This window comes from Nonomuraea sp. NPDC049129 (assembly GCF_040648495.1).
GTDB lineage: Bacteria > Actinomycetota > Actinomycetes > Streptosporangiales > Streptosporangiaceae > Nonomuraea.
The window spans coordinates 1-20,308 of the sequence record NZ_JBEZDU010000050.1 but is presented as its reverse complement, the minus strand read 5'-3'; the positions used below and the strand labels follow the sequence as shown (position 1 = coordinate 20,308).

General features: G+C 70.9%; 16 protein-coding genes. 10 read left to right on the top strand and 6 right to left on the bottom strand.

The window, feature by feature from the left end; translation table 11 throughout:
- Positions 1-17: 17 nt before the first annotated feature.
- Complete coding sequence (locus AB0B64_RS59315; protein WP_357955816.1) at positions 18-1,514, bottom strand: sugar ABC transporter ATP-binding protein; 1,497 nt, start codon at positions 1,512-1,514, stop codon at positions 18-20.
- Positions 1,515-1,637: 123 nt separating this feature from the next.
- On the opposite strand from AB0B64_RS59315, the gene AB0B64_RS59310 reads away from it, so the two are divergent.
- The 7 genes from AB0B64_RS59310 (at position 1,638) to AB0B64_RS59280 (ending at position 7,579) form a co-directional block, all read left to right on the top strand.
- Entirely contained in the window at positions 1,638-2,984 is a 1,347-nt protein-coding gene (locus tag AB0B64_RS59310; protein ID WP_357955818.1) for a rhamnulokinase family protein, read from the top strand.
- A 45-nt stretch (positions 2,985-3,029) separates the two neighbouring features.
- Entirely contained in the window at positions 3,030-4,034 is a 1,005-nt protein-coding gene (locus tag AB0B64_RS59305; protein WP_357955821.1) for a LacI family DNA-binding transcriptional regulator, read from the top strand.
- A gap of 32 nt (positions 4,035-4,066) precedes the next feature.
- Positions 4,067-4,561, top strand: a complete 495-nt coding sequence (locus tag AB0B64_RS59300) for a hypothetical protein (RefSeq protein ID WP_357955824.1) — start codon at positions 4,067-4,069, stop codon at positions 4,559-4,561.
- A 34-nt stretch (positions 4,562-4,595) separates the two neighbouring features.
- The gene (locus AB0B64_RS59295) at positions 4,596-5,204 is read left to right on the top strand and encodes a cyclodeaminase/cyclohydrolase family protein (protein WP_357955827.1); all 609 of its coding nucleotides are present in this window, start codon (positions 4,596-4,598) and stop codon (positions 5,202-5,204) included.
- A gap of 129 nt (positions 5,205-5,333) precedes the next feature.
- On the top strand, positions 5,334-6,161 hold the full coding sequence (locus AB0B64_RS59290; protein WP_358205824.1) for a bifunctional 5,10-methylenetetrahydrofolate dehydrogenase/5,10-methenyltetrahydrofolate cyclohydrolase: 828 nt from the start codon (positions 5,334-5,336) through the stop codon (positions 6,159-6,161).
- Between the two features lie 210 nt (positions 6,162-6,371).
- Complete coding sequence (locus AB0B64_RS59285; RefSeq protein ID WP_358205817.1) at positions 6,372-7,049, top strand: type 1 glutamine amidotransferase; 678 nt, start codon at positions 6,372-6,374, stop codon at positions 7,047-7,049.
- A complete protein-coding gene (locus AB0B64_RS59280; RefSeq protein WP_357955833.1) occupies positions 7,046-7,579 on the top strand; it encodes a 2'-5' RNA ligase family protein in 534 nt (177 codons plus the stop codon). The genes AB0B64_RS59285 and AB0B64_RS59280 overlap by 4 nt, the downstream gene beginning before the upstream one ends.
- A gap of 286 nt (positions 7,580-7,865) precedes the next feature.
- On the opposite strand, the gene AB0B64_RS59275 is transcribed toward AB0B64_RS59280, so the two are convergent.
- Entirely contained in the window at positions 7,866-8,723 is an 858-nt protein-coding gene (locus AB0B64_RS59275) for a TetR family transcriptional regulator (protein WP_357955836.1), read from the bottom strand.
- Between the two features lie 94 nt (positions 8,724-8,817).
- Here AB0B64_RS59275 and AB0B64_RS59270 point away from each other — a divergent pair, with 94 nt between their 5' ends.
- Genes AB0B64_RS59270 through AB0B64_RS59260 form a run of 3 tightly spaced genes read left to right on the top strand, consistent with a single transcriptional unit; the run spans position 8,818 to position 12,087 of the window.
- Positions 8,818-10,257 carry an MFS transporter gene (locus AB0B64_RS59270; RefSeq protein ID WP_357955839.1) on the top strand — a complete coding sequence of 480 codons (1,440 nt, stop codon included), beginning with the start codon at positions 8,818-8,820 and terminating at the stop codon, positions 10,255-10,257.
- Between the two features lie 4 nt (positions 10,258-10,261).
- Positions 10,262-11,356, top strand: coding sequence for an LLM class flavin-dependent oxidoreductase (locus AB0B64_RS59265; RefSeq protein ID WP_357955841.1), 1,095 nt, complete (start codon positions 10,262-10,264; stop codon positions 11,354-11,356).
- Positions 11,353-12,087: a GNAT family N-acetyltransferase gene (locus AB0B64_RS59260; RefSeq protein ID WP_357955844.1), complete on the top strand. Its 735-nt coding sequence runs from the start codon at positions 11,353-11,355 to the stop codon at positions 12,085-12,087. Before AB0B64_RS59265 ends, AB0B64_RS59260 begins: the two co-directional genes overlap by 4 nt.
- Here the strand turns inward: AB0B64_RS59260 and AB0B64_RS59255 are convergent.
- The 4 genes from AB0B64_RS59255 to AB0B64_RS59240 form a co-directional block, all read right to left on the bottom strand.
- A complete protein-coding gene (locus AB0B64_RS59255) occupies positions 12,032-14,725 on the bottom strand; it encodes an AAA family ATPase (RefSeq protein ID WP_358205800.1) in 2,694 nt (897 codons plus the stop codon). The two genes, AB0B64_RS59260 and AB0B64_RS59255, sit on opposite strands and share 56 nt — an antisense overlap.
- A gap of 153 nt (positions 14,726-14,878) precedes the next feature.
- Positions 14,879-16,549 (bottom strand): fatty acyl-AMP ligase, encoded by a 1,671-nt coding sequence (locus tag AB0B64_RS59250; RefSeq protein ID WP_357955848.1) that lies wholly within the window; start codon positions 16,547-16,549, stop codon positions 14,879-14,881.
- 58 nt (positions 16,550-16,607) lie between these two features.
- Entirely contained in the window at positions 16,608-17,489 is an 882-nt protein-coding gene (locus AB0B64_RS59245; RefSeq protein ID WP_357955850.1) for a TIGR03621 family F420-dependent LLM class oxidoreductase, read from the bottom strand.
- The coding region (locus AB0B64_RS59240; protein ID WP_358205790.1) for an alpha/beta fold hydrolase at positions 17,486-20,308 on the bottom strand (2,823 nt) is incomplete at its 5' end. The genes AB0B64_RS59245 and AB0B64_RS59240, both read right to left, overlap by 4 nt.

The following is a 20,308-nucleotide window of genomic DNA, read 5'->3' as shown; positions in this document are numbered from 1 at the left end:
CCTCCCCATGATGGCCGTCATGCGGCCCTCCCGGTGGCGGCGTTCATCACGCTCTCCTCGGTCGCGTCGGCGCGCGAGAGCTCGGCGGTCAGCCGTCCCTCGTGCATGACCAGCACGCGGTCGGCCATGCCCAGTACCTCCGGCAGGTCGGAGGAGATCATGAGCACCGCGATGCCCTGCCCGGCCAGCTCCGACAGCAGCCGGTGCACCTCCGCCTTGGTGCCGACGTCGATGCCGCGGGTCGGCTCGTCCACGATCAGCACGGACGGCTTCGTGGCCAGCCACTTGGCCAGCACGACCTTCTGCTGGTTGCCCCCGGACAGCACGCCCACCCCGTCGCTCAGCCGGGCGAACTTCAGCCGCAGCCGCACCGCCCAGTCCTTGGCCCGGTCGCGCTCGGCCGTACGGGAGATCGTCAGTCCCCTGCGCAGCGAGCCCAGCCCGGTCAGGCCGATGTTGCGCTCGATCGACAGCTCCATGACCAGCCCCTGCTGGCGGCGGTCCTCCGGCACCAGGGCCAGGCCCGCGCCCATCGCCGCGGTGGGGCTCCCGGTGGGCAACGGCCGGCCGTCCACCGAGACGGAGCCCGCGTCCCAGCGGTCCACCCCGAACACCGCCCTGGCCACCTCGCTGCGCCCGGCGCCCACGAGTCCGGCGAGCGCGACGATCTCGCCCCGCCGTACCTGGAAGGAGACGTCGGTGAAGACGCCTTCGCGGGTCAGCCGGTCCACCTGGAGGGCGACCTCGCCGAGGGCGGCCTCCTCCTTGGGGTAGAGCGTGCCGAGTTCGCGGCCCACCATGCGCCGTACCAGGTCGTCGTGGGTGAGTCCGGCGACCGGCTCGCTGGCGATCCACGCGCCGTCGCGCAGCGTCGTGACCCGCTGGCAGAGCGAGAAGATCTCGTCCAGCCGGTGCGAGATGAACAGGATCGCGCAGCCGTGCTCGCGCAACGCCTCGACCACCGAGAACAGCCGCGCCACCTCATTGCCGGACAGCGCGGCCGTCGGCTCGTCCATCACCAGGACGCGAGCCTCGCGGGACAGGGCCTTGGCGATCTCGACGAGCTGCTGGTCGGCGATGGACAGGCCGCGCGAGGGCTGCTCGGGGTCGAGCGCGACGCCCAGCCGTTCGAACAGCCGCCGTGCCTGGCCGTGCATCTCCTTGCGGTCGATGCGGCCCAGGGTGCGGCGGGGCTGGCGGCCCATGAAGATGTTCTCGGCCACGGACAGGTCGGGGAAGAGCGTGGGCTCCTGGTAGATGACCGCCACGCCGGCCTGCTGGGCGTCGGCCGGTCCGGCGAAGACGACCGGCTCGCCGTTGAGCAGGACCTGGCCGGTGTCGGGCCGGTGGACGCCGGCGAGCGTCTTGACCAGGGTGGACTTGCCCGCGCCGTTCTCGCCCGCGAGCGCGTGCGCTTCGCCGGCGAACAGTTCGAGTGTGACGTCGCGCAGCGCTCTGACGGCTCCGAACGACTTGCTGACGTTCGCGAGCGCGAGGGTGGGGGCACCACTCATGCATCCTCCGGACAACAAACGTTTTAATCGCGACGAACCCGGAATCTAAGCGCTGGACCAGCAGGCGTCAATGCCTTCACTCGTCTTCTGGCGTCTTTGTGATTGTTACGTTTTAATCGGGGGGTGCGATTCACTGCAGTGGACCTTGGCGCCTCCAGCGGGCGGGTCATGAGTGCCGACGTCTCGGCCGACAGCGTGCGGCTCGTAGAGGAACACCGTTTCGTCAACCGGCCCGTACGCGTGGCCGGGACGCTGCACTGGGACATCCTCTCCCTCTACCAGGGGGTGCTCGACGGGCTGCGCAGGGCCGGCCCCGCCGAGTCGGTCGGCATCGACGCGTGGGCCATCGACTACGGCCTGCTCGACCGTGACGGAGCTCTGATCGGCAACCCGGTGCACTACCGCGACGGGCGCACCGAGAAGGTGACCGAGCGGGTCGACCCGTACGAGGTGACCGGGCTGCAGTTCCTCCGGTTCAACACGATCAACCAGCTCGCCTGCGACCGGCTGGACCGGGCCGAGACGATGCTGCTGATCCCCGACCTCCTGGGCTACTGGCTGACCGGCGAACGCGGCGCCGAGCGCACCAACGCCTCGACGACCGGCCTGTACGACGTCACCAAGCGGGACTGGGCCTGGGACCTGATCGACCGCCTCGGCCTCCCCAGCCGGATATTTCCCGAAATTTCGGATGGCGGTGTCGCGGAGCTGCGGCCCGACGTGGCCGCCGAGATCGGCTACACCACCTCCCTGGCCCGGGTGGGCTCGCACGACACCGCCTCGGCCGTGGTCGGCGTGCCCGCCACCGGTGACCGCTTCGCCTACATCTCCTGCGGCACCTGGTCCCTGGTCGGCGTGGAGCTGCCCGGCCCGGTGCTCACGGAGGAGAGCCGCCTGGCCAACTTCACCAACGAGGCCGGCATCGACGGCACCACCCGCTACCTGCGCAACGTCATGGGCCTGTGGATCCTGCAGGAGTGCCTGCGCGTGTGGGGCGACCCCGCGCTGGAGCCGTTGCTCGCCGCCGCCGCCGAGGCCAGGACCAAGGCGGTCATCGATCCGGACGATCCGTCGTTCCTGCCACCGGGCGACATGCCCGCCCGGATCGCGGACTACTGCGCGCGTACCGGGCAGGCGGCGCCGGAGGATCGGGCGCAGGCCGTACGATGCATCCTGCAGAGCCTCGCCCTCGCCTACCAGCGGGCCGTCGCCGACGCCGTCCGGTTGAGCGGGCGGCCGGTCGAGGTCGTCCACCTGGTGGGCGGCGGATCGCGCAACGCGTTGCTGTGCCAGCTCACCGCCGACGCCACCGGCCTGCCGGTCGTCGCGGGGCCCGTCGAGGCGGCCGCCCTGGGGAACGCGCTGGTCCAGGCGCGGGCGCGCGACCTGGTCGGCGACCTGGCCGACATGCGGGCTCTGGTACGACGAAGTGAGAGCCTGCGCACCTACGAGCCACGGGGGCACCCATGACCGAGCCTGCCGAGGTCATCTCATGAGACGGATGGAGGAGGGGTCGTGACCACGGTGAGCATCAAGGACGTCGCGGCCCGGGCGGGCGTGTCGCCCGGCACGGTGTCCAACGTGCTCAACCGTCCGGAGAAAGTGGCCGACTCCACCCGGATCCGGGTCGAGTCGACCATCAGAGAGCTCGGCTTCGTCAGGCACGGCTCCGCCTCGACACTGCGGGCCGGCCACAGCCGCACGGTCGGCCTGTCCGTGATCGACATCGGCAACCCGTTCTTCACCGACGTGGCCGCCGGGGTGGAGGACGTGGCGAGCGAGCGCGGCTACGCCGTCATCCTCGGCAACTCCTCGGGCAGCCGGATGAAGGAGGAGCGCAACCTGCTGGTGTTCGCCGAGCAGCGGGTGCGCGGGGTGCTCATCACACCGTCGGACGAGGACCCCGGCCGGCTCGATCAGCTGCGGGGACGCGGCATCTGCGTGGTGCTCGTCGACCATCCGGCCGAGCGCTCCGACCAGTGCGCGGTCGCCGTGAACGACGTGACCGGCGGCTCGATGGCCGTCGCCCACCTGCTGGAGGGCGGCGCGGGCAGCCTCGGCTACGTCACCGGGCCCCCCGTGATCCGCCAGTGCCAGGACCGCAAGCGCGGCGCCGAGCAGGCGATGGCGGCGGCCGGCCGCGAGCCGCGCGAGCTGCTGGAGGTCTCGATGCCCGCGATGACGGCGAAGGCGGGCCAGCAGGCGGCCGAGACCCTGCTCGCCGAGGGGACGCTTCCGGACGCGCTGTTCTGCGCCAACGACCTGCTCGCGCTCGGCATGCTGCGCGGCCTGCTCCAGGCGGGCGTACGGGTGCCTCAGGACGTGTCGCTGATCGGCTACGACGACATCGACTTCGCCTCGGCCTCCACGGTGTCGCTGACCTCGGTCCGGCAGCCCACGTACCAGCTCGGCCGGGTGGCCACCGAGCTGCTGCTCGACGAGTGCGACAACCCGGGGACGCACGCGCACCAGCAGATCATGTTCCAACCGGATCTCGTCGTCAGGGAGTCCACGCGGTAGGTTGTGGCGCAAACCGACAAACGGGGTTGATCATGTCAAATGGTGCCCGTCATGCGCTCGGGCTGGTCGCGGGACTGCTCCTCCCTCCGCTGATCGCCGTCGGACTCTTCTACGGCGTCGGTGAGTTCAGCCGCAGCTTCCAGCAGTTCGTCATCTCCTGGGCCGGGATCGGCGCGGTCGTCGTCTCGGGAATCCTGCTCGCGCCGCTGCTCGCCTCGCGGCTGTCGCCCGTCGCCTCGCTGGTGGGCGGGCTGGAGTTCACCGCGTTCGGGCTCCTGCCGATTCTGGACGTCAGCGGCCTCCATCTGATGCCCGAGCGGATCTTCCCCGAGGCCATCTGGAGCGGGTTCCTGACCCTGGCCTACTCCGGGATGCTGCTGATGATCGGCGTACTGCTGCTGGTGGGCTCGGCCTTCCCGTCGCGCTGGCGGTCGACGCCGCAGCCCCTTCCGGCCGGGCCCACCTACGGCGTGATCCCGCCGTACCGGGGACCGGAGGACGCGACGCGGCCGATCCACCGCGAGTGAGCGGTACGGGGTCGTGGCCTGGCAGAATGCCGCCATGCGCGACTCCAGGATCATCGACTTCCTCGCCCAGCTCGCCGCACACGTGCCCGCGCCGGGAGGGGGCGCCACGGCGGCCCTGCACGCGGCACAGGCCGCCGCGCTGCTCGGCATGGTCGCCCGCTACACCACCGGGGAGAAGTACACCGACCACGCCGAGACCATCGTCGCGCTGATCGCCGAGACCGACACGATGCGCGCGCGGGCGCTGCGCCTGCTGGAGGAGGACGCGGCGGCCTTCACCGCAGTGACGGACGCCTACCGGCTGCCGAAGGGCCCCGAGCGCAGCGCGGCCATCGCCGCGGCCCTCGTCGGCGCGGCCGAGCCGCCCGCCCGGGTCGTCGAGACGGCCACGCGACTGGTCGACCTCTGCGAACAGCTGCTGCCGATCGGCAACCCCAACGTGGTCACGGACGTGGCCGCGGCGGCCGAGGCGGCACGCGCCGCGCTCACGACCGCGCGGGTGAACGTCGAGGTCAACCTGGGCGGCATCAAGGACGAGAAGGCCCTCCATAGGCTCCGGGCCCGGCTGGCCGACGTGGACGCGACGGTCGCCAGAGCGGAGTGGGTGACGGCCAGGGTCCGCGAGGGCCTCACCGCCACGTGACGCTACCCGGCTCCCTGCCGCACATCGCATCCCCTTGGGGGGGCGCACCCCGTCCGGCCCAGGCCGTTCTGGCGCGCTGTGGCGGGGGGATGGTCATGTGGTCGGCGGGCCGTGCGAGAGGATCTATGGGTGAAGACGCTCACGGGTAAGGAACTGGCCGCCGCCATCAGGGCGGAGACGGCGGCCCGGGTGGCCGCCGGGCCGCAGCCGAAGCTGGCCGTCGTCGTCGCGACCGCCGACGAGGCGAGCCTCTGGTACGTACGCTCGATCGCCAAGGCCGCCGCAGGCGTGGGCATCGCCTTCGACCTCGCCGACCTCGGCCCCGAAGCCACGGCCACCGGCATCCGCGAGACGCTCGAACGGCTCAGCGCCGACCCCGATGTGCACGGCGTCATACTGCAGACCCCGCTCCCCCAGGGCGCGTCGGCGCAGGAGCTGGCCGCCGCCATCGACCCGGCCAAGGACGTGGACGGCGCCAACCCGCTGTCCCTGGGCCGGCTGGCCGCCGGGCTGCCCGCGTTCGCCCCGGCCACGGCGGCCGCCGTGCTGGCCCTCCTCGACCACTACGGAGTCGAGCTGGCGGGCCGCCGGGCCGTGGTCGTCGGCCGTTCGACCGTGGTCGGCAAGCCCCTGGCACACCTGCTGCTCGACCGGAACGCGACGGTGACCGTCTGCCACTCGCGCACCCGCGACCTGCCGGCCGTCACGTCCACGGCCGAGGTGCTGGTCGCGGCCGTGGGCCGGGCCGGGCTGATCGGTGCGGAGCACGTGGCGCCCGGCGCGATCGTCATCGACGTGGGCACCAACCCGACCGAGGACGGCGGCCTGGCCGGCGACGTGGACTCCGCCGCGGTCGCGGACCGGGCCGGGGCGCTGACTCCGGTCCCGGGCGGCGTGGGCCCGGTGACGACCGCACTCCTGCTGCGGCACACCGCGCAGTCGGCGGGCCTGATGTGAGCACGTGGACGAGCGAAATCGACGCGTGACGTGCAGGAAGGCGTCGGCGCAGGGCGAGCCGGACTGGCCGCCCGGTAAATGCTGAATGACCGAGATGGCAGTGCCGGTGGGCGTCGACGCATGACGTACCGGACGACCGGAATGGCAAGGCCGGAGGGCGTCGACACGTGACGTACCGGACGACCGAGATGGCGACGCTGGAGGGTGTCGATGCGTGACGTGCTGATCGTGCAGAACAGCAGGAGCGGCGGCCCCGGCCGCCTCGGCGGCTGGCTGGAGGAGGCCGGGCTGCGGCTGGACGTCGTACCCGCCTACGACGGCGCCCCACTCCCTGCCAGGCTGTCGCACGACGCCATGATCATGCTGGGCGGCGGCTTCCTGCCGAGCGACGACGACCGTGCGCCGTGGCTGGCCACGGCCAGGAGCCTGATGGCGCAGACGCTGGAGGAGGGCGTGCCGATGTTCGGCATCTGCCTGGGCGGTCAGATGCTGGCCGAGGTCGCGGGCGGCGAGGTGACCCCCGACGCGGGCGCTCCGGAGAACGGCAGCCTCCCCGTGACGCTGCGGCGCGAAGCCGCCGACGACGCGCTCTTCCACAGCTTGCCCGAGGTGGTGCCCGCCATCGAGCACCACGTCGACGCGATCACCACCCTGCCGCCGGGCGCGGTCTGGCTGGCGCAGACCACGGCCTGCCCGTACCAGGCGTTCCGGGTCGGGGAGCAGGCATGGGGGGTGCAGTTCCATCCCGAGGTGCTGCCGGCGCGTATCCGCGAGTGGCGGGTCGACGGCTTCGACCCGGACGAGGTCTATGCGCGGGCGGTGGCCGACGAGCCGGTGTCGACGCCGATCTGGCGCGAGGTGGCCACCCGCTTCGCCAAGCTCATATGACCGGCCGCTACCCGGCCGGACTCACGGCGCTGGTGGTGCCGGTGCCGGAGGCCGAGCCGGTCGTGGGCCGCTGGCGGACCGCGCTCGACCCGTCGGCGGCGTACGGGGTACCGGCGCACGTGACGGTGATGTATCCATTCCTGCCGCTCGACGCCGTCGACCGGGCGGCGCTGGCTGAGCTCTTCGCCGGGTACGCGGCCTTCGACGTGGTGTTCGCGAGCTGTGCGCGGCTACCCGGGTTGCTGTATCTGGAGCCGGTGCCCGGTGAGCCGTTCGTCCGGCTCACACACGCGGTGACCGGGCGCTGGCCTGAGGCCCGGCCCTACGGAGGCAAGTACGAAACGGTAATGCCACACCTTTCGATCGGGTACGAGAGCGACGGCACCGCCCTCGACGAGGCGGGGACGGCGATCGAGCGAGGGCTGCCGGTCACAGCGCGGGTGGGGGCGGTCCAACTGGTGGCGTACGACGGCACGGTCTGGCAGGTGGTCGAGGATTTCCCGTTGACGGCGGCGGGCTCACCTCGCTAGGCACACATCAGGCCACCGACACCGCATGACGGGGGCTCCCCTCACCAACCGGTAAGCCAGCGACAACACCCCAAGATGGTCGCAGCAATCGCCCCTATCCCGCAGCAAAACACCAGCTCACAGCACGAAACCGGGTTATCGAGCGGGACAGCCGCCGATAAACCCTCAGCTCACACCCCAGGCTCGACTTTTCGAGCGGCACAGGCCGCGTTCAGCAAGATCCGCCTCCTCGACAATTGCGATTGTCGATGTTCGTTCGGGCCGACCACGTGAAGAGGTCGACAACTTAGATTGTCGAGGACGACGTGGCCCAGCGTTGGCGTGCGGCCTGGCGGCTGATGCCGAGCATGCGTCCGACCTCGCCGTATGAGGCGCCGGCCGCCAGAGCGTCGCGAGCGCACCGGTCGACCTCCTCGACTGCTGCGACGCGGGCGTGCTCGGCCTCGGCCAGCCTGGCCAGGTGGTCGGCGGACCGCTCCGGTCCCGCCGTACGCTCTCGCTCCGGTCGGCCGTTCGCGGCGGATCTCGTCGCGGCGTGGGAGGCCGCGATCGGGAGAACACCGAGGGGGGCGTCAGTCAGGAGTGGCTGCAGGCAGGGGCCGAGAAGCCGTACCAGGTGAGTGACCGGGGCACGGTTGATCTCAGGAATTCTCAGCAGATATCGACCGACGAGCAGCCCCAGCACGAGCGTGCCCGCCAGAGCCGCGCGCAGCCGGGCGTCCTGCCCTGTCAGCACGTCGGCGAGCGGGTTCTCGTCGGGATCGGCGACCGCGCAGCGCACGGTCTCGGCGGCCTGCGGGTGGGTGAGCATCGAGCGCAGCACGGGCAGGCTGGTGTCCGGCCTGTGCTCGATGTCGTCGAGCACGTGCCGCAGCACGCGTTCGCCGAGCCGCTCCGGCGGCCCCGGCAGGGCGGCGGCGATCCCGATGCGCAGGTGCGCGACCTCGTCGAAGAGCGCCTCCTTGGTGCCGAAGTGCTGCATGACCAGGCCCGGGTCGATGCCTGCCTGCGCAGCGACGGCGCGGATCGTGGTCTGCTCGTAGCCGTGCTCGGCGAACAGTTCCCTCGCGGCGTCCAGGATGGCCTGCCGCGAACGGACTCGGCGTTCATCCCTGGTGAGTTCGTGGCGTTGGGTCGACGTCATGACACCTCACTCTATGAGTGTTGACCCAAACGAGGGCCGATCCCTACACTGAGCGAGTCTACAGGCGTGGAGTCGTCCGATCCGAAGGAACCTCATGACCAGCCACGACCAGGCGATCGCCGACCCGGTAGCGCGGCGCGCCGCCCGCCGGGCGTCCATCGCCCTCGGTGTCATTGTGACCTGTCAGCTCATGGTGGCGCTCGACGGCAACATCGTGAACATCGCCCTGCCCCGGATCCAGAAGGACCTGGGCTTCTCTCCCTCCGGGCTGGCCTGGGTGTTCAGCGCCTACTCGCTGGCCTTCGGCGGTCTGCTGCTGCTGGGCGGCAAGCTGAGCGACATCCTCGGCCGCCGGCGGATGTTCGTCGCCGGCCTGACCGTGGTCGTGCTGGCTTCCCTGCTCGGCGGGATCGCCTTCCATCCCGGCCTGCTCATCGCCGCCCGCGCGGCCCAGGGGGTCGGCTTCGCGCTCGCCGCGCCCGCCGCGCTGTCCCTGCTGGTGGTCACATTCGCCGAGGGGCCGGAACGCAACCGGGCGCTGGCCGTCTTCTCCACCGTCGCGGGGTTGGGCATCACGCTCGGGCTCATTCTCGGCGGGCTGCTCACCACCGTGTCCTGGCGGCTGGTCTTCTTCGTCAACATCCCGATCGGGATCGGCGCCGTCCTGCTGGCCCGGCCGTACCTGAGCGAGACTCCGCGGCATCCGGCCAGGCTGGACGTGTTCGGCGCGCTCGCCTCCACGCTCGGGATGACCGCCCTGGTGTACGGGTTCATCCACGCGTCACCCGCTGGCTGGGGCGACCCGGTCACGCTGTCTTCCCTGGTGGCCGGGGTGGTGCTGCTCGGCGGGTTCGTCGCGATCGAGGCCCGGGTCAAGCAACCGATCTTGCCGCTGCGACTGCTCGCGGTGCGCCCGCGAGCCGGCGCGTACGGCGCGTTCCTGCTGCTGCTCGCCTCGATGGGCGGTTCGTATTTCCTGCTGTCGCTCTTTGTGCAGGACGCACTCGGCTTCGGGCCCCTCGTAGCCGGGCTGGCGTTCCTGCCGATGGCGGTCGCGCAGTTCCTGACCGCGCGCAACGCGCCCAAACTGATCATGCGCTACGGTCCCCGGCCCGTCCTGCTGACCGGAGCCGCGCTGATGGTGATCGACAGCGCCTGGCTGACCCAGGTGAGCGGGGAGACCGGCTATTTCGCCGGGCTGTTCGGGCCGATCCTGCTGCTGGGCGCGGGACTCGGGCTCGCCTTCGTACCACTCAACGTGACGGTCATGGCGGGACTGGAGCCGCGCGACACGGGGTCCGCGTCCGGCCTGCTGCAGTCGTTGCAGCAGATGGGCCTGTCGGTCGGCGTGGCCGTCCTCGCGACGATCTACAGCAGCGTGCTCCGCGACCACCCCGCGGGACCGGTCACCAGTGCGCAGGCCGATGGCCTCAGTACGGCGGTTGTGGCGGCAGTCGTCTGTGCCGCGGCCGCCCTGCTCATCGCCCTGGTCACCATCCGGCAGCCACCGGCCCCCAAGCCTCCGGAGTCCTGAAACGATGATCGACAGGCCGCAGCTTCATCTCGCGCTCGCCCTGGAGGCCGGGGGATGGCACCCGGCAGCCATGCACGGGGACGGGCCGCCCAGCGCGGACTACTGGACCAACCTGGCGCTGGAGGCCGAGCGCGGGCTGCTCGACTTCCTCACCTTCGAGGACGTGCTGGCGCCCCATCCCTCCGGCTCGTCGCCCGCTCCTGGCCGGCTGGACGCGCCGCTTCTCGCCACTTGGGCGGCGGCCCGCACGGCGATGATCGGCGTGGTCCCCACGTTGACCGTCACGCATGCCGAGCCGTTCCACACCGCGACGGCCATCGCCACACTCGACCAGATGAGCGACGGCCGCGCGGGGTATCGCGTCCGGGTGTCCGGACGCCGTCAGGATTCCGCGCGCGTGGGCAGGCAGCGCCCGGACGACTACGACATCCCCGATCTGGCCGATCCCGGCTTCCTGTCGTCCATGGCCGACCGGTTCGACCAGGCCGCCGAACATGTCGAGGTCGCCAATCTGTTCTGGGACGGCCGGGTCGACTTCACCGGCCGCTGGTATCGGGCCGAGGGCCGGCCAGTCACGGTGCGGTCGCCGCAGATCGCCCCGCCGGTGACCGTGCTCGCTCACATGACCACCGCGTACCGGCTGGCGGCGCGCGTGGCCGATCTCGTCTACGTGACGCCCAGAGACGGCGCCGACGCACGTGCGATCGTGGCGGAGATCAGGACCCTGCGCGCCGAGGCCGGCAGGAAGCACGACCCGCTGCCGATCCTCGGCGAGCTGGTGGTCTTCCTCGACGCCACCCCGGACGCGGCGGCCGCGCGCAAGGCCCGGCTGGACGCCGAGGCCGGAGCCGAGTTCGTCTCCGACGCCTCGATCTTCACCGGGACGCCTGCCGAGCTGGCCGACCTGATGGAGGAATGGTGCCAGGCCGGGCTCGCCGGATTCCGGCTGCGCCCCGGTGCGGTGCCCGCCGACGTGCCCGCCATCACCCGGGAACTGGTGCCGCAGCTGCGGGCCCGGGGGCTCTTCCGAAAGAAGTACGAAACGGGGACCCTGCGTGAGCGCCTGGGCCTTGCGTTGGTGGAAGGACCCTCCGCGTGAATGTCGTGATCCCGCCGCTGAACGCGGTATGGGAGGCGCTGACCGGGCCGCATGCCCACCTCGCCGAGCGGAACGGGAACGCCGCCCGGTATCAGAGCGACGTGGCGCCTTTCGCCTCGCTCTCGCCCACCACCGATGGGAGAGCCTGGGCCGACCTCGCCAAGCTGGTCGGTCCCGGCGCCACCGTACCGCTGGCCGGGGTGCCGCAACCGCCGCCGGGCGGCTGGGGCATTTCCAGCACCGCTGTCGGCGTCCAGCTGGTCGGGGCCGCCGTAGCGGGCCGGCCCGATCCTGAAGCCGGGCCGCTTGGCCCCGACGACGTGCCCGCCATGCTCGACCTGGTGGCGCGCACGCGACCCGGACCGTTCCGTGAGCGCACCATCGCTATGGGGCTCTATCTGGGCATCCGGCACGAGGGCCGGTTGATCGCGATGGCCGGACAGCGGGTGCGCGTCCCCGGCTGGACCGAGATCAGCGCGATCTGCACCGACGTGTCCCACCGTGGCCGCGGGCTGGCGACCCGCCTGGTCCTGGCGATGGTGGACGACATCCACCGCCGCAATGAGCTCCCGTTCCTGAACGTGGTCACCACCAACACCGGGGCCCTGCGGCTCTATGAGTCGCTCGGCTTCACCCAGGCCCGCCGGCTCGACCTCATGGTGGTGACGCCACCCGTCAGCCGGAGCGCCGCACCTCCGCCGAGAAGGCCAGCAGGTCCGCCCGGCCACTGACGCAGAGCTTGCGATACACCCGAGTCAGATGCTGCTCCACAGTGCTGACCGTGACGAACAGCACAGCGGAGATCTCCCGGTTCGTACGCCCGGCGGCGGCCAGTTCCGCGACCCGGCATTCCGCGGTGCTCAGCCCCCTCTTGTTGAACACGGAGTACCTCGGCTGGGCGGGGTCCGCCGGGATCGGGCGTCCTCCGCCGGCCAGGCTCCGCGTCAGCGGTGCCAGCGAGCACTCCGCCGCGAGGTGTTCGGCGCGCCGGGCCGCCATCCGCGCCTTGCCCGACTGCCCGAGGCGGTGCCGGGCCTCGCTCAGTTCCGCGAGCGCGTAGCCGAGCTGGGCCCGGTCGCCGGCGGTCTCCAGCAGGTCGATCGCCTCCTCCAGCAGCTCGGGGCGCTCGGGTGGTTCGGCGGTGGCGGCCAGCGCCCTCAGCGAGATCCCTCGGGTGCGCGGACGGTCGGCCCCGGGCCGGATGAACTGCTCAGCTGCCAGGTCCCTGGCCTGCTTCTGCTGGCCCAGCCGCAGCAGCGCCCGCACCGCGTCCGATCGCCACGGAAGGAACGCGGGCAGGTCGATACCCCGCTCCTGCAGCAGGTTCCCGCACACGGTGAGCTCGTCGTAGGCCGCGTGCAGGTGGTCCAGCGCCAGGTGTCGCTGGCCCCGGGCGTACAGGTACTGTGCGCCGAAACGGCTTCGGTACATCGCGTCGGGCAGAGTGACCGGCTCGGCCTCGGGGTCGTCGCCGCTCATCGCGGTCGTTGCGATCACCCGGCTGGACCAGGGCAGCCCGATCGTCTCCCCCCATCTCCGTTCCGGGACGAGCGCGAGCGCCGCACGGGCGTGGCGCTGCGCGGCCCGCATGTCGCCGAACCGGATGGAGATCTCCGCCTGGGTCGCGGTCAGCAGTGCCTGCCAGCTTGCGGCCCGGCGGGCTGACGCCTCGGACAGTAGTTCGTCGCACCGCTGGGCTGCCAGGTCGGCGTGTTCGGAGTAGAGCAGCGCGAGCAGCGCGGACTGGATCGAGCAGAACGTCGCATCGTCCAGGGACAACGATTCCAGTACGCGTTCCGCCGACCGGGTAGCTTCCTCGCTAGGGCCCTCATGCAACACCGTCTCCAGGGTGGTCGTGCCCTCCAGGGTCGTGCAGCCGGGCAAGGTGAGTAAGGGCGCGAAGGGCCTGTGCCGCGCCTTCAGGGCTGTCCGCGCCGGGGCGACCGCTTCGGCGGCCTCCGGCTGCCAGAACGCCGACACGATCGCGTCCTGGTGGCCCTGCCAGAGCAGCGCCGGGACGATCGCCGCGGCGAGCTCGTTCCGGAGCCTGCCCTCTTTCAGCGCCCAGGTGAGCGGTTCCAGCCGGTGGATGGCGGCGGGGTTGTCGCGGAACTCCACGCACACGCGCAGAGCCAGCAGCGTGAGCCGCCGTTCCTTCTCCTCTTCGATCTCCGCTTCGGCGCAGGCGAGTTCGGCCAGGTCGAGGCAGTTGGTCGCGAACTCCAGCTCGTCCCGGCGGAGCGCCTCTCGCGCGGCGGCGGCGAGAACGTCGAAGGCCCAGTCCTCGCCGGCGTACCAGGTCTCCACCAGATGGCGGGCGACCTGCTCGGGTGGAGCGCCGACGTGGTGCAGCAACGACGCGGCCGCGCGATGCAGCTCCTCCCGTTCGGCGATCGGAAAGTCGGCGAGTAACGCCTGCGCGGCGGCCGGATGCGGGAAGCGCCCGTCGGTCACCAGGCCGGCGGCCTCCAGCGTTTCCAGCAGCTGGAGGATCGCGCTCTCCGGCACGCCCAGCAGCCGGCTCAGCCTGGCGGGCGAGGCGTGATCGCCCAGCGCCGCGAGCCCGCGGGCGACATCGAGCACGTGGCGTCCGCCTCGGCGCAGGCAGGCGACCACCGCTTTGCCGTACTCGGGTCCGACGGCGTCGGAGGTGGTCTGCTCGTCTTCGAGCATGGCCATCAGGAGCAACGGATTGCCGCCGCTGAGGCGGTGCCAGTGGTGCGCGAGGCGTTCGGCAGCGCCGGGCGTCTTCCTGTCGGCGATCACCTCGGCGACGCCGCCGCCGGAGAGCTTGGCGACCCGGATCGAATGGAACTCGGGCTGGCGGAGCAGGTCGGTGTGCCACAGGCCCTGGAGCCGGTCGATGGCGGCCGGCGTCTCCGCACCCGTGGCGACGATCAGCACGCGGGCGCCGCGCACCCGGCTGCTGAAGTAGCCGAGGGTGTGCAGGGAAGCCTTGTCCGCGTAGTGCAGATCGTCGATCGCCAGCACGACCGGAACCTGCTCCGACCTGGCCCGCACCGCCGTCCAGAGCTGCCGGTTGGCCAGGGACGACAGCCGCCCCCGGGGGCTGAGCGTCGGATCGCACGCGTCGTTCAGGTCGGGTTCCGACAGCAGGTGTTCCGCCCCGTCCAGGCCGTGGAAGAGCTGGCGCAGCACGCCGAGCGAAAGGTCACGCTCGGCGCAGCTTCCGACCGCGTCCAGCACGAGCGCGCCTGCTGCCGCGGCGCGCTCGGTGACCAGCCGTAGCAGAGTGGTCTTGCCGACGGCGAGCGGGCCTCTGATGACCGCGGTGGCGCCCTGAGATTCGCGACATTCGCCCAGCAATCGAGTGAGTCTGGCCAGCTGGACGTCACGCTCCGCGATCATCAGGAACCCCCCGAGGCTCTTTGACGAATACGTCAAACCCGAGATCGACCCTAGGCAGATCCACATCATTCAGTCAAGAAGATTTCGATTCCCTTCATACTTCTCATAACCATTCGTAGCCCCACGACTACGTTAAATGGATGTAAAATTGAATTATGTTTGACACTTTCCAGATTTGTTTGATAGGGATTGGTTTTCGACAGGTATGAATTTTCCGGCCACGTAGTGTTTCCGGCAAGCGCTGCGCTGGATCTTCCCACTGGAGGTCTTGGGCAGAGCGCCGCGGCGTACCACGAGTACGTCGTCGGGAGTCAACCGGTGGTCCTCGCGCACCACATCATGGACGCGCTCGCGCAAGGCCTGCGCACCGTGCGTGTTCAGCACTCGCCCGTCCGCTTCAACGACGATCACCAGAAGTTCTCGCGTGCCGTCGTCGACGGAGAAGGCGGCGGCGCAGTTGGGGCGCAGGCCGGGCAGCACCGACTCGACGGACAGTTCGAGGTCCTGCGGATAGTGGTTACGGCCTTTTCTGATGATGACGTCCTTCAGGCGGCCGGTGACGTACAACTCACCCTCGTGGAGGAAGCCGAGATCCCCAGTACGTAAGTGCGGCTCACCCCGTACGCGGGCGCGGAAGGTCTCCTCGCTCAGACCGGGGCGGCCTAGATAGCCCGCGGCCACACAGGGACCGCTGACCCAGATCTCCCCTACGTGGCCCGGCGGGAGCTCTGCCAGGGTGTCAGGACCGACGATACGGACCTTGGTGGACAGGACAGGGACACCGCTGCTCACGATGGGTGTCGCACCCGGTGCCGCCGGGTCGGCGATCTCGGCCAGACCGGCGCCGAGTGCCTTCGCGGACAGCCACAGCACTGTCGGCGCCCGGTCCGGCGAGCCGCCGGTCGCCTTCAGAGTGTTCTCCGCGAGGCCGTAGCCCGGGGTCATGGCCTCGGGTCGGAAGCCGTACGCCGCGAACGTCTCGGTGAACGCCTGGATGGTCCGCCAGCGGACCGGCTCGGCGCCATTGGCCGCGATCCGCCAGCTGGAAAGGTCGCCCACCCCGCTGGTGCGTCCCTCGGCGGCGGCCCGCACGCACAGGTCGTAGGCGAAGCTGGGAGCGGCGGCGTGGGTGCCCCCGAACCGCGAGATCGCCTCCAGCCAGCGCGCGGGCCGGCGGATGAAGGCCTCCGGCGGCATGAGGTAGCACGGCGCACCCGCCCACAAGGGGAGCAGCACGCCGAACAGCAGTCCCATGTCGTGGAAGAGAGGCAACCAGGACACCACCGTCGCGTCCAGGCCGCAGGGCCACAACTCCTCGGTCTCGGCCAGGTTGCTCAGGAAGTTGGCATGGGTGACCATCACCCCCTTGGGGTCTCCGGTGGAACCCGAGGTGTACTGCAGCAGAGCGGTGTCCCCGGGGTCCGGGCAGCGGGCGACCGCCCCGCCCGCAAGCGTGTCGGTGGCGACGAAGACCAGCTCGGTGGGGCCGAAGCGATCCTGAAGGTCGTCGCGCACGGCCGCGGTCGTCAGCACCGTCGTGGTGGCGGCGTCGCGGGCGATGCGCCGGAGCCGCTCGAACCCTTGGCGGTTGCGCGGCACCTGGACGGGGGCCGGAGCCACCCCCGCGTACATGCAGCCGAACAGAGCCCGGATGAAATCGAGCCCCGAATGATAAAGCAGGATGACGTCCTCCGGTGCCGGAACCGAAGCGGCAATCGTCTGCGCCGCCTCGTCTAGCTGCACATACGTCATTGTCTCCGCGATGTGCTCACCGTCCGGCAGAAAAGCATAACCGAGGTCGTCGGGCTGCTTGGCGACGCGCATCTGTAGAGCGTCTGTCAAGGTGCGAATTTCACCGTCGCTGATGAAACTTCCCATCAAATCACTTTCCCGCGAGGGCCTGCACGACCGGGGCGAACGCCTCCTGGTGGGCGTCCATCACTGTGAGGTAGGAGATGCCGTACCGCTCCCTGATCTCGTGGACCTGAGCGATGATCTGCTCGACGCTGCCGATGAGGAGCAGCGGCGAACGCTCCAGCTCCTCCAGGGGGATCGGCAACTGGGTCTGCTGGATGTACCGGATGGCCGCGTCCCGGTCGTCGGTGACCACGACCGCCTGGATCAGCAGGTTGCGCTCCAGCTCGGCCGAGCTCGCCGCGGCCACCTGCTCGAAGTAGGCCACGCGGTCGGTGAACTCCTCGGTGGAGATGAGGCGCAGCCCGCCCGGCGAGGTCGGGTCATAGCGCATGCCGATGAAGCCGACGATGTCCGCGTGCTCGGCCGCCAGGCGCAGCACCCGGTTCCCGTTGCCGGCGATCAGCAGCGGCATCGGTCGCTGCACGGGCACCGGCTCGGCCGCCGGGTCGGCGAAGATCGCGGTGAGCTGGTTGACGGTGTGTTCGAGCTGGTCGACGCGATCCTTGGGTGTGCCGGGGTCGAGGCCGAGCGCCTGGAACTCCTCATGCACGTAGCCGGTCCCGAGCCCAAGTTCCAGCCGTCCCCCGGTCAGCCGGTCGGTGGTGGCGGCGTCCCGGGCGAGCAGCGGCGGATGGTAGAAGCCGGTGTTGAGCACCAGGGTGCCGACGCGCAGCCCGGTCACCGCCGCCGTGGCGACAAGCGGCGGGAACGGTGCGGTCTTGCCGAGGTGGTCGGGCACCAGCAGGATGTCGTAGCCCTGCTCCTCGACCTGCCGGGAGCTCTTCAACCAGGCGTCGGCGTCGGGGATCTCCAGCTTGCCGAGCCCGAACCTGAACGGGCGGGTCATGGTTGCCTCCTGGTGAGTGTGCCGATCCATTGCTGCACCGCGTGTGCGGTGGTGTCGGAGTGCTCTTCGAGCACCGAGAAGTGATCGCCAGGAACGTCGACCGTCTCGTGCGGCAGGCGCCAGAACGCGCGCCAGCCCACGCCGGTGGTGTCCCTGCCGGTAATGTCCATGCCGGGCAGCGGGTCGCTGGCCCGGATCAGGAGAGTCGGGGTATCCAGCGGCCGTGGCTGCCAGTCGCCGAACGTCCTCAGGTAGCCGCCCATGGTGGTGAGGCCGGTCTCCGTCAGCGAGAGCGCCAGCCGGTCCACCCGGGCGAGCATCCCGTTGATCATGGAGGGCATCCACCACTCCATGCCCGCGAGCCGCGCGGTGTCCATCGGATAGGTGTCGATCATCGCGAGGCCGTCGGCGGGCCGGCCCCGTTCCGCCAGGCCGGTGGCGACCGCGTGGGCGACGCATCCGCCCAGGGATCGGCCGACGATCACGTACGGCCGGTCGCCTACGAGTTGTTCGACCGCGGTCACCTGGGTCCGGACGAACGTCTCCGCTGAGTCCGGCAGTGCGGAACCCTCTCCGTAGCCGGGGGCGGGCATGGCGAACACAGTCCGCTCGCCCTGGAGTGCCCGCCCGAACCGGGCGTACTCGTGGGCACCGGACAACGCGGTGAGCGCCGGGAAGCAGATCACGAGGGGGCCGTCCCCCTCGGCGAGCCGTACCGGTGGTACGGCGTGCCCCGGCGCTTCGTCGAGGCCGAACGTGGGCCGCAGTTCCGCTGCCGCGACCAGGACAGTGGTGGCCTGTGCTATCTTCCCCGCTGCGCACAGGCGCAGGTAGAGCGAGCCGAGTGAGCTGTCGCCGCGAGGCTCCCGCGCGCCCAGCGCGTCGGCCAGGTGCTGGGCCAGTTCCAGGAGCGTGGGATGGTCGATGGTCAGCGCGCCGGACAGGTCCAGCCCTGTCGCGGTGGCCAGCCTGGCGCGGAGTTCGACCGCGATCAGCGAGTCGAAGCCCAGCTCCGCGAACGACCGGCCAGGGTCGATCTCGCCGGTGGCGGTGTGCCCGAGCACGGTGGCAACCTCCGCGGTGAGCAGATTCAGCACCTCGTGGGCGTGGGCTTCCCCGTCCAGCCCCGCCAGGCGTCCGGCCCAGGTCTGATCAGCCGCCTCGACGGTGTCGTCGGCGATCCGGCGAGCAGTGGTGTCGCCGTCGAGCCAATAGCGCCGTCGTTGAAAGGGGTAGGTGGGCAGCGGAACCCGGCGCGGAGTACGGCCGTCGAACAGCGAGGACCAGTCGATCGGGACGCCGTCACTGTGCAGTCTGCCCAGGCCCGTCAGGAACGACTCGGCTTCCGGGCGGCCACGGCGCAGCAACGGCGCCCGGACCCCCTCTTCGACCAGGCCGGTGAGCACGGCGTCCGGCCCGAGTTCCACGAATCGGGTCACGCCCGAGTCCCGCAGTGTGCGCAGCACGTCGGCGAACCGGACCGGTTCGCGGATATGACCGCCCCAGTAGGCGCCGTCGCCGAGTTGCTCGATCGAGGCGATCTTCCCGGTCCTGTCGGAGACGAACGGGACTGCCGGGCGGGCGAACGCCACCTTGTCCGCGATCGACCGAAACTCCGCCAGCATTCCGGTCATGCGGTGAGAGTGGAAGGCGTGGCTGACGCGCAGGCGTTTGGTCTTCCGCCCTTGGGACTCGAAGATCGCCGCGACTTTCAGCACCGCGTGCTCCTCTCCGGAGAGCACGACGGACTCGGGTCCGTTGATCGCGGCGAGCCCGGCTTCGTCGCCCAGCCCGGCCAGCGCCTCCTGGGCCTCTTGCTCGGTGGCCGCGACGGCGACCATCGCGCCGCCCGGCGGCAGCGCCTGCATGAGCTGTCCGCGCGCCGCGACCATGGCCGCCGCTTCCGGCAGGGCGAGCGCTCCTGCGGCGTGCGCCGCGGTCAGCGCGCCGATCGAGTGGCCCGCCACGAAGTCGGGCCGTACGCCGTACGACTCGACGAGCCGGAACAGCGCCACTTCCAGCGCGAACAGACCGGCCTGGGTGTACGCGGTCTGGTCGAGCTGGTCGGCGAGGCCGGCGGAGAAGACCACGTCCCGCACCGGGGAGGGGCTGGTCAAGTGCCGGTCCAGGGCGGCGCAAGCCTCGTCGAAGGCGGCGGCGAACACCGGGAATCGCGCGTACAGCTCCGCGCCCATGCCGGTGCGCTGGCTGCCCTGGCCGGTGAACAGGAACGCCACCTTGCCCTGTCGCCGACTCCGCGGCGGTGTCCGGCCCGCCGCGACCGCGTCGAGCCCGGCGCGCAGGGTTTCCCGGCTGTCGCCCACCACCACCGCGCGGTGGTCGAGGTGGTCGCGGGTGGCGGCCAGGGACCAGGCCACGTCCAGGGGGTCGGCGTCGGCGTGGGCCGCCAGGCGGCGGGCCTGCTCACGCAGCGCTTCCTGGCTGCGGGCCGAGAGCAGCCAGGGCACCATCGCCGGAGATCGTGTCTCCTCTTCGGGCTCGGCGGGAGGAGCCTGTTCGAGTATGAGGTGGGCGTTGGTGCCGCTGACGCCGAAGGAGGACACCCCGGCCCGGCGTGGCCGACCGGTCTCCGGCCATGGCAGGGCTTCGGTCAACAGCCGTACGCCCGACCAGTCCACGTGCGGCGACGGCTCATCGACATGCAACGTCTTGGGCACCACCCCACGCCGCATCGCCTCCACCATCTTGATCACACCCGCCACCCCCGCAGCCGCGGCCGTGTGCCCGATGTTGGATTTCAACGACCCCAGCAACAGCGGCCGATCCGCAGGCCGATCCCGGCCATAGGCCACCACCAG

Coding starts and splice junctions, on each gene's coding strand:
- AB0B64_RS59315 (WP_357955816.1), bottom strand. CDS start 1,514: ATGAGTGGTGCCCCCACCCTCGCGCTCGCGAACGTCAGCAAGTCGTTC.
- AB0B64_RS59300 (WP_357955824.1), top strand. CDS start 4,067: ATGTCAAATGGTGCCCGTCATGCGCTCGGGCTGGTCGCGGGACTGCTC.
- AB0B64_RS59295 (WP_357955827.1), top strand. CDS start 4,596: ATGCGCGACTCCAGGATCATCGACTTCCTCGCCCAGCTCGCCGCACAC.
- AB0B64_RS59285 (WP_358205817.1), top strand. CDS start 6,372: ATGCGTGACGTGCTGATCGTGCAGAACAGCAGGAGCGGCGGCCCCGGC.
- AB0B64_RS59280 (WP_357955833.1), top strand. CDS start 7,046: ATGACCGGCCGCTACCCGGCCGGACTCACGGCGCTGGTGGTGCCGGTG.
- AB0B64_RS59275 (WP_357955836.1), bottom strand. CDS start 8,723: ATGACGTCGACCCAACGCCACGAACTCACCAGGGATGAACGCCGAGTC.
- AB0B64_RS59270 (WP_357955839.1), top strand. CDS start 8,818: ATGACCAGCCACGACCAGGCGATCGCCGACCCGGTAGCGCGGCGCGCC.
- AB0B64_RS59265 (WP_357955841.1), top strand. CDS start 10,262: ATGATCGACAGGCCGCAGCTTCATCTCGCGCTCGCCCTGGAGGCCGGG.
- AB0B64_RS59255 (WP_358205800.1), bottom strand. CDS start 14,725: ATGATCGCGGAGCGTGACGTCCAGCTGGCCAGACTCACTCGATTGCTG.
- AB0B64_RS59250 (WP_357955848.1), bottom strand. CDS start 16,549: ATGCGCGTCGCCAAGCAGCCCGACGACCTCGGTTATGCTTTTCTGCCG.
- AB0B64_RS59245 (WP_357955850.1), bottom strand. CDS start 17,489: ATGACCCGCCCGTTCAGGTTCGGGCTCGGCAAGCTGGAGATCCCCGAC.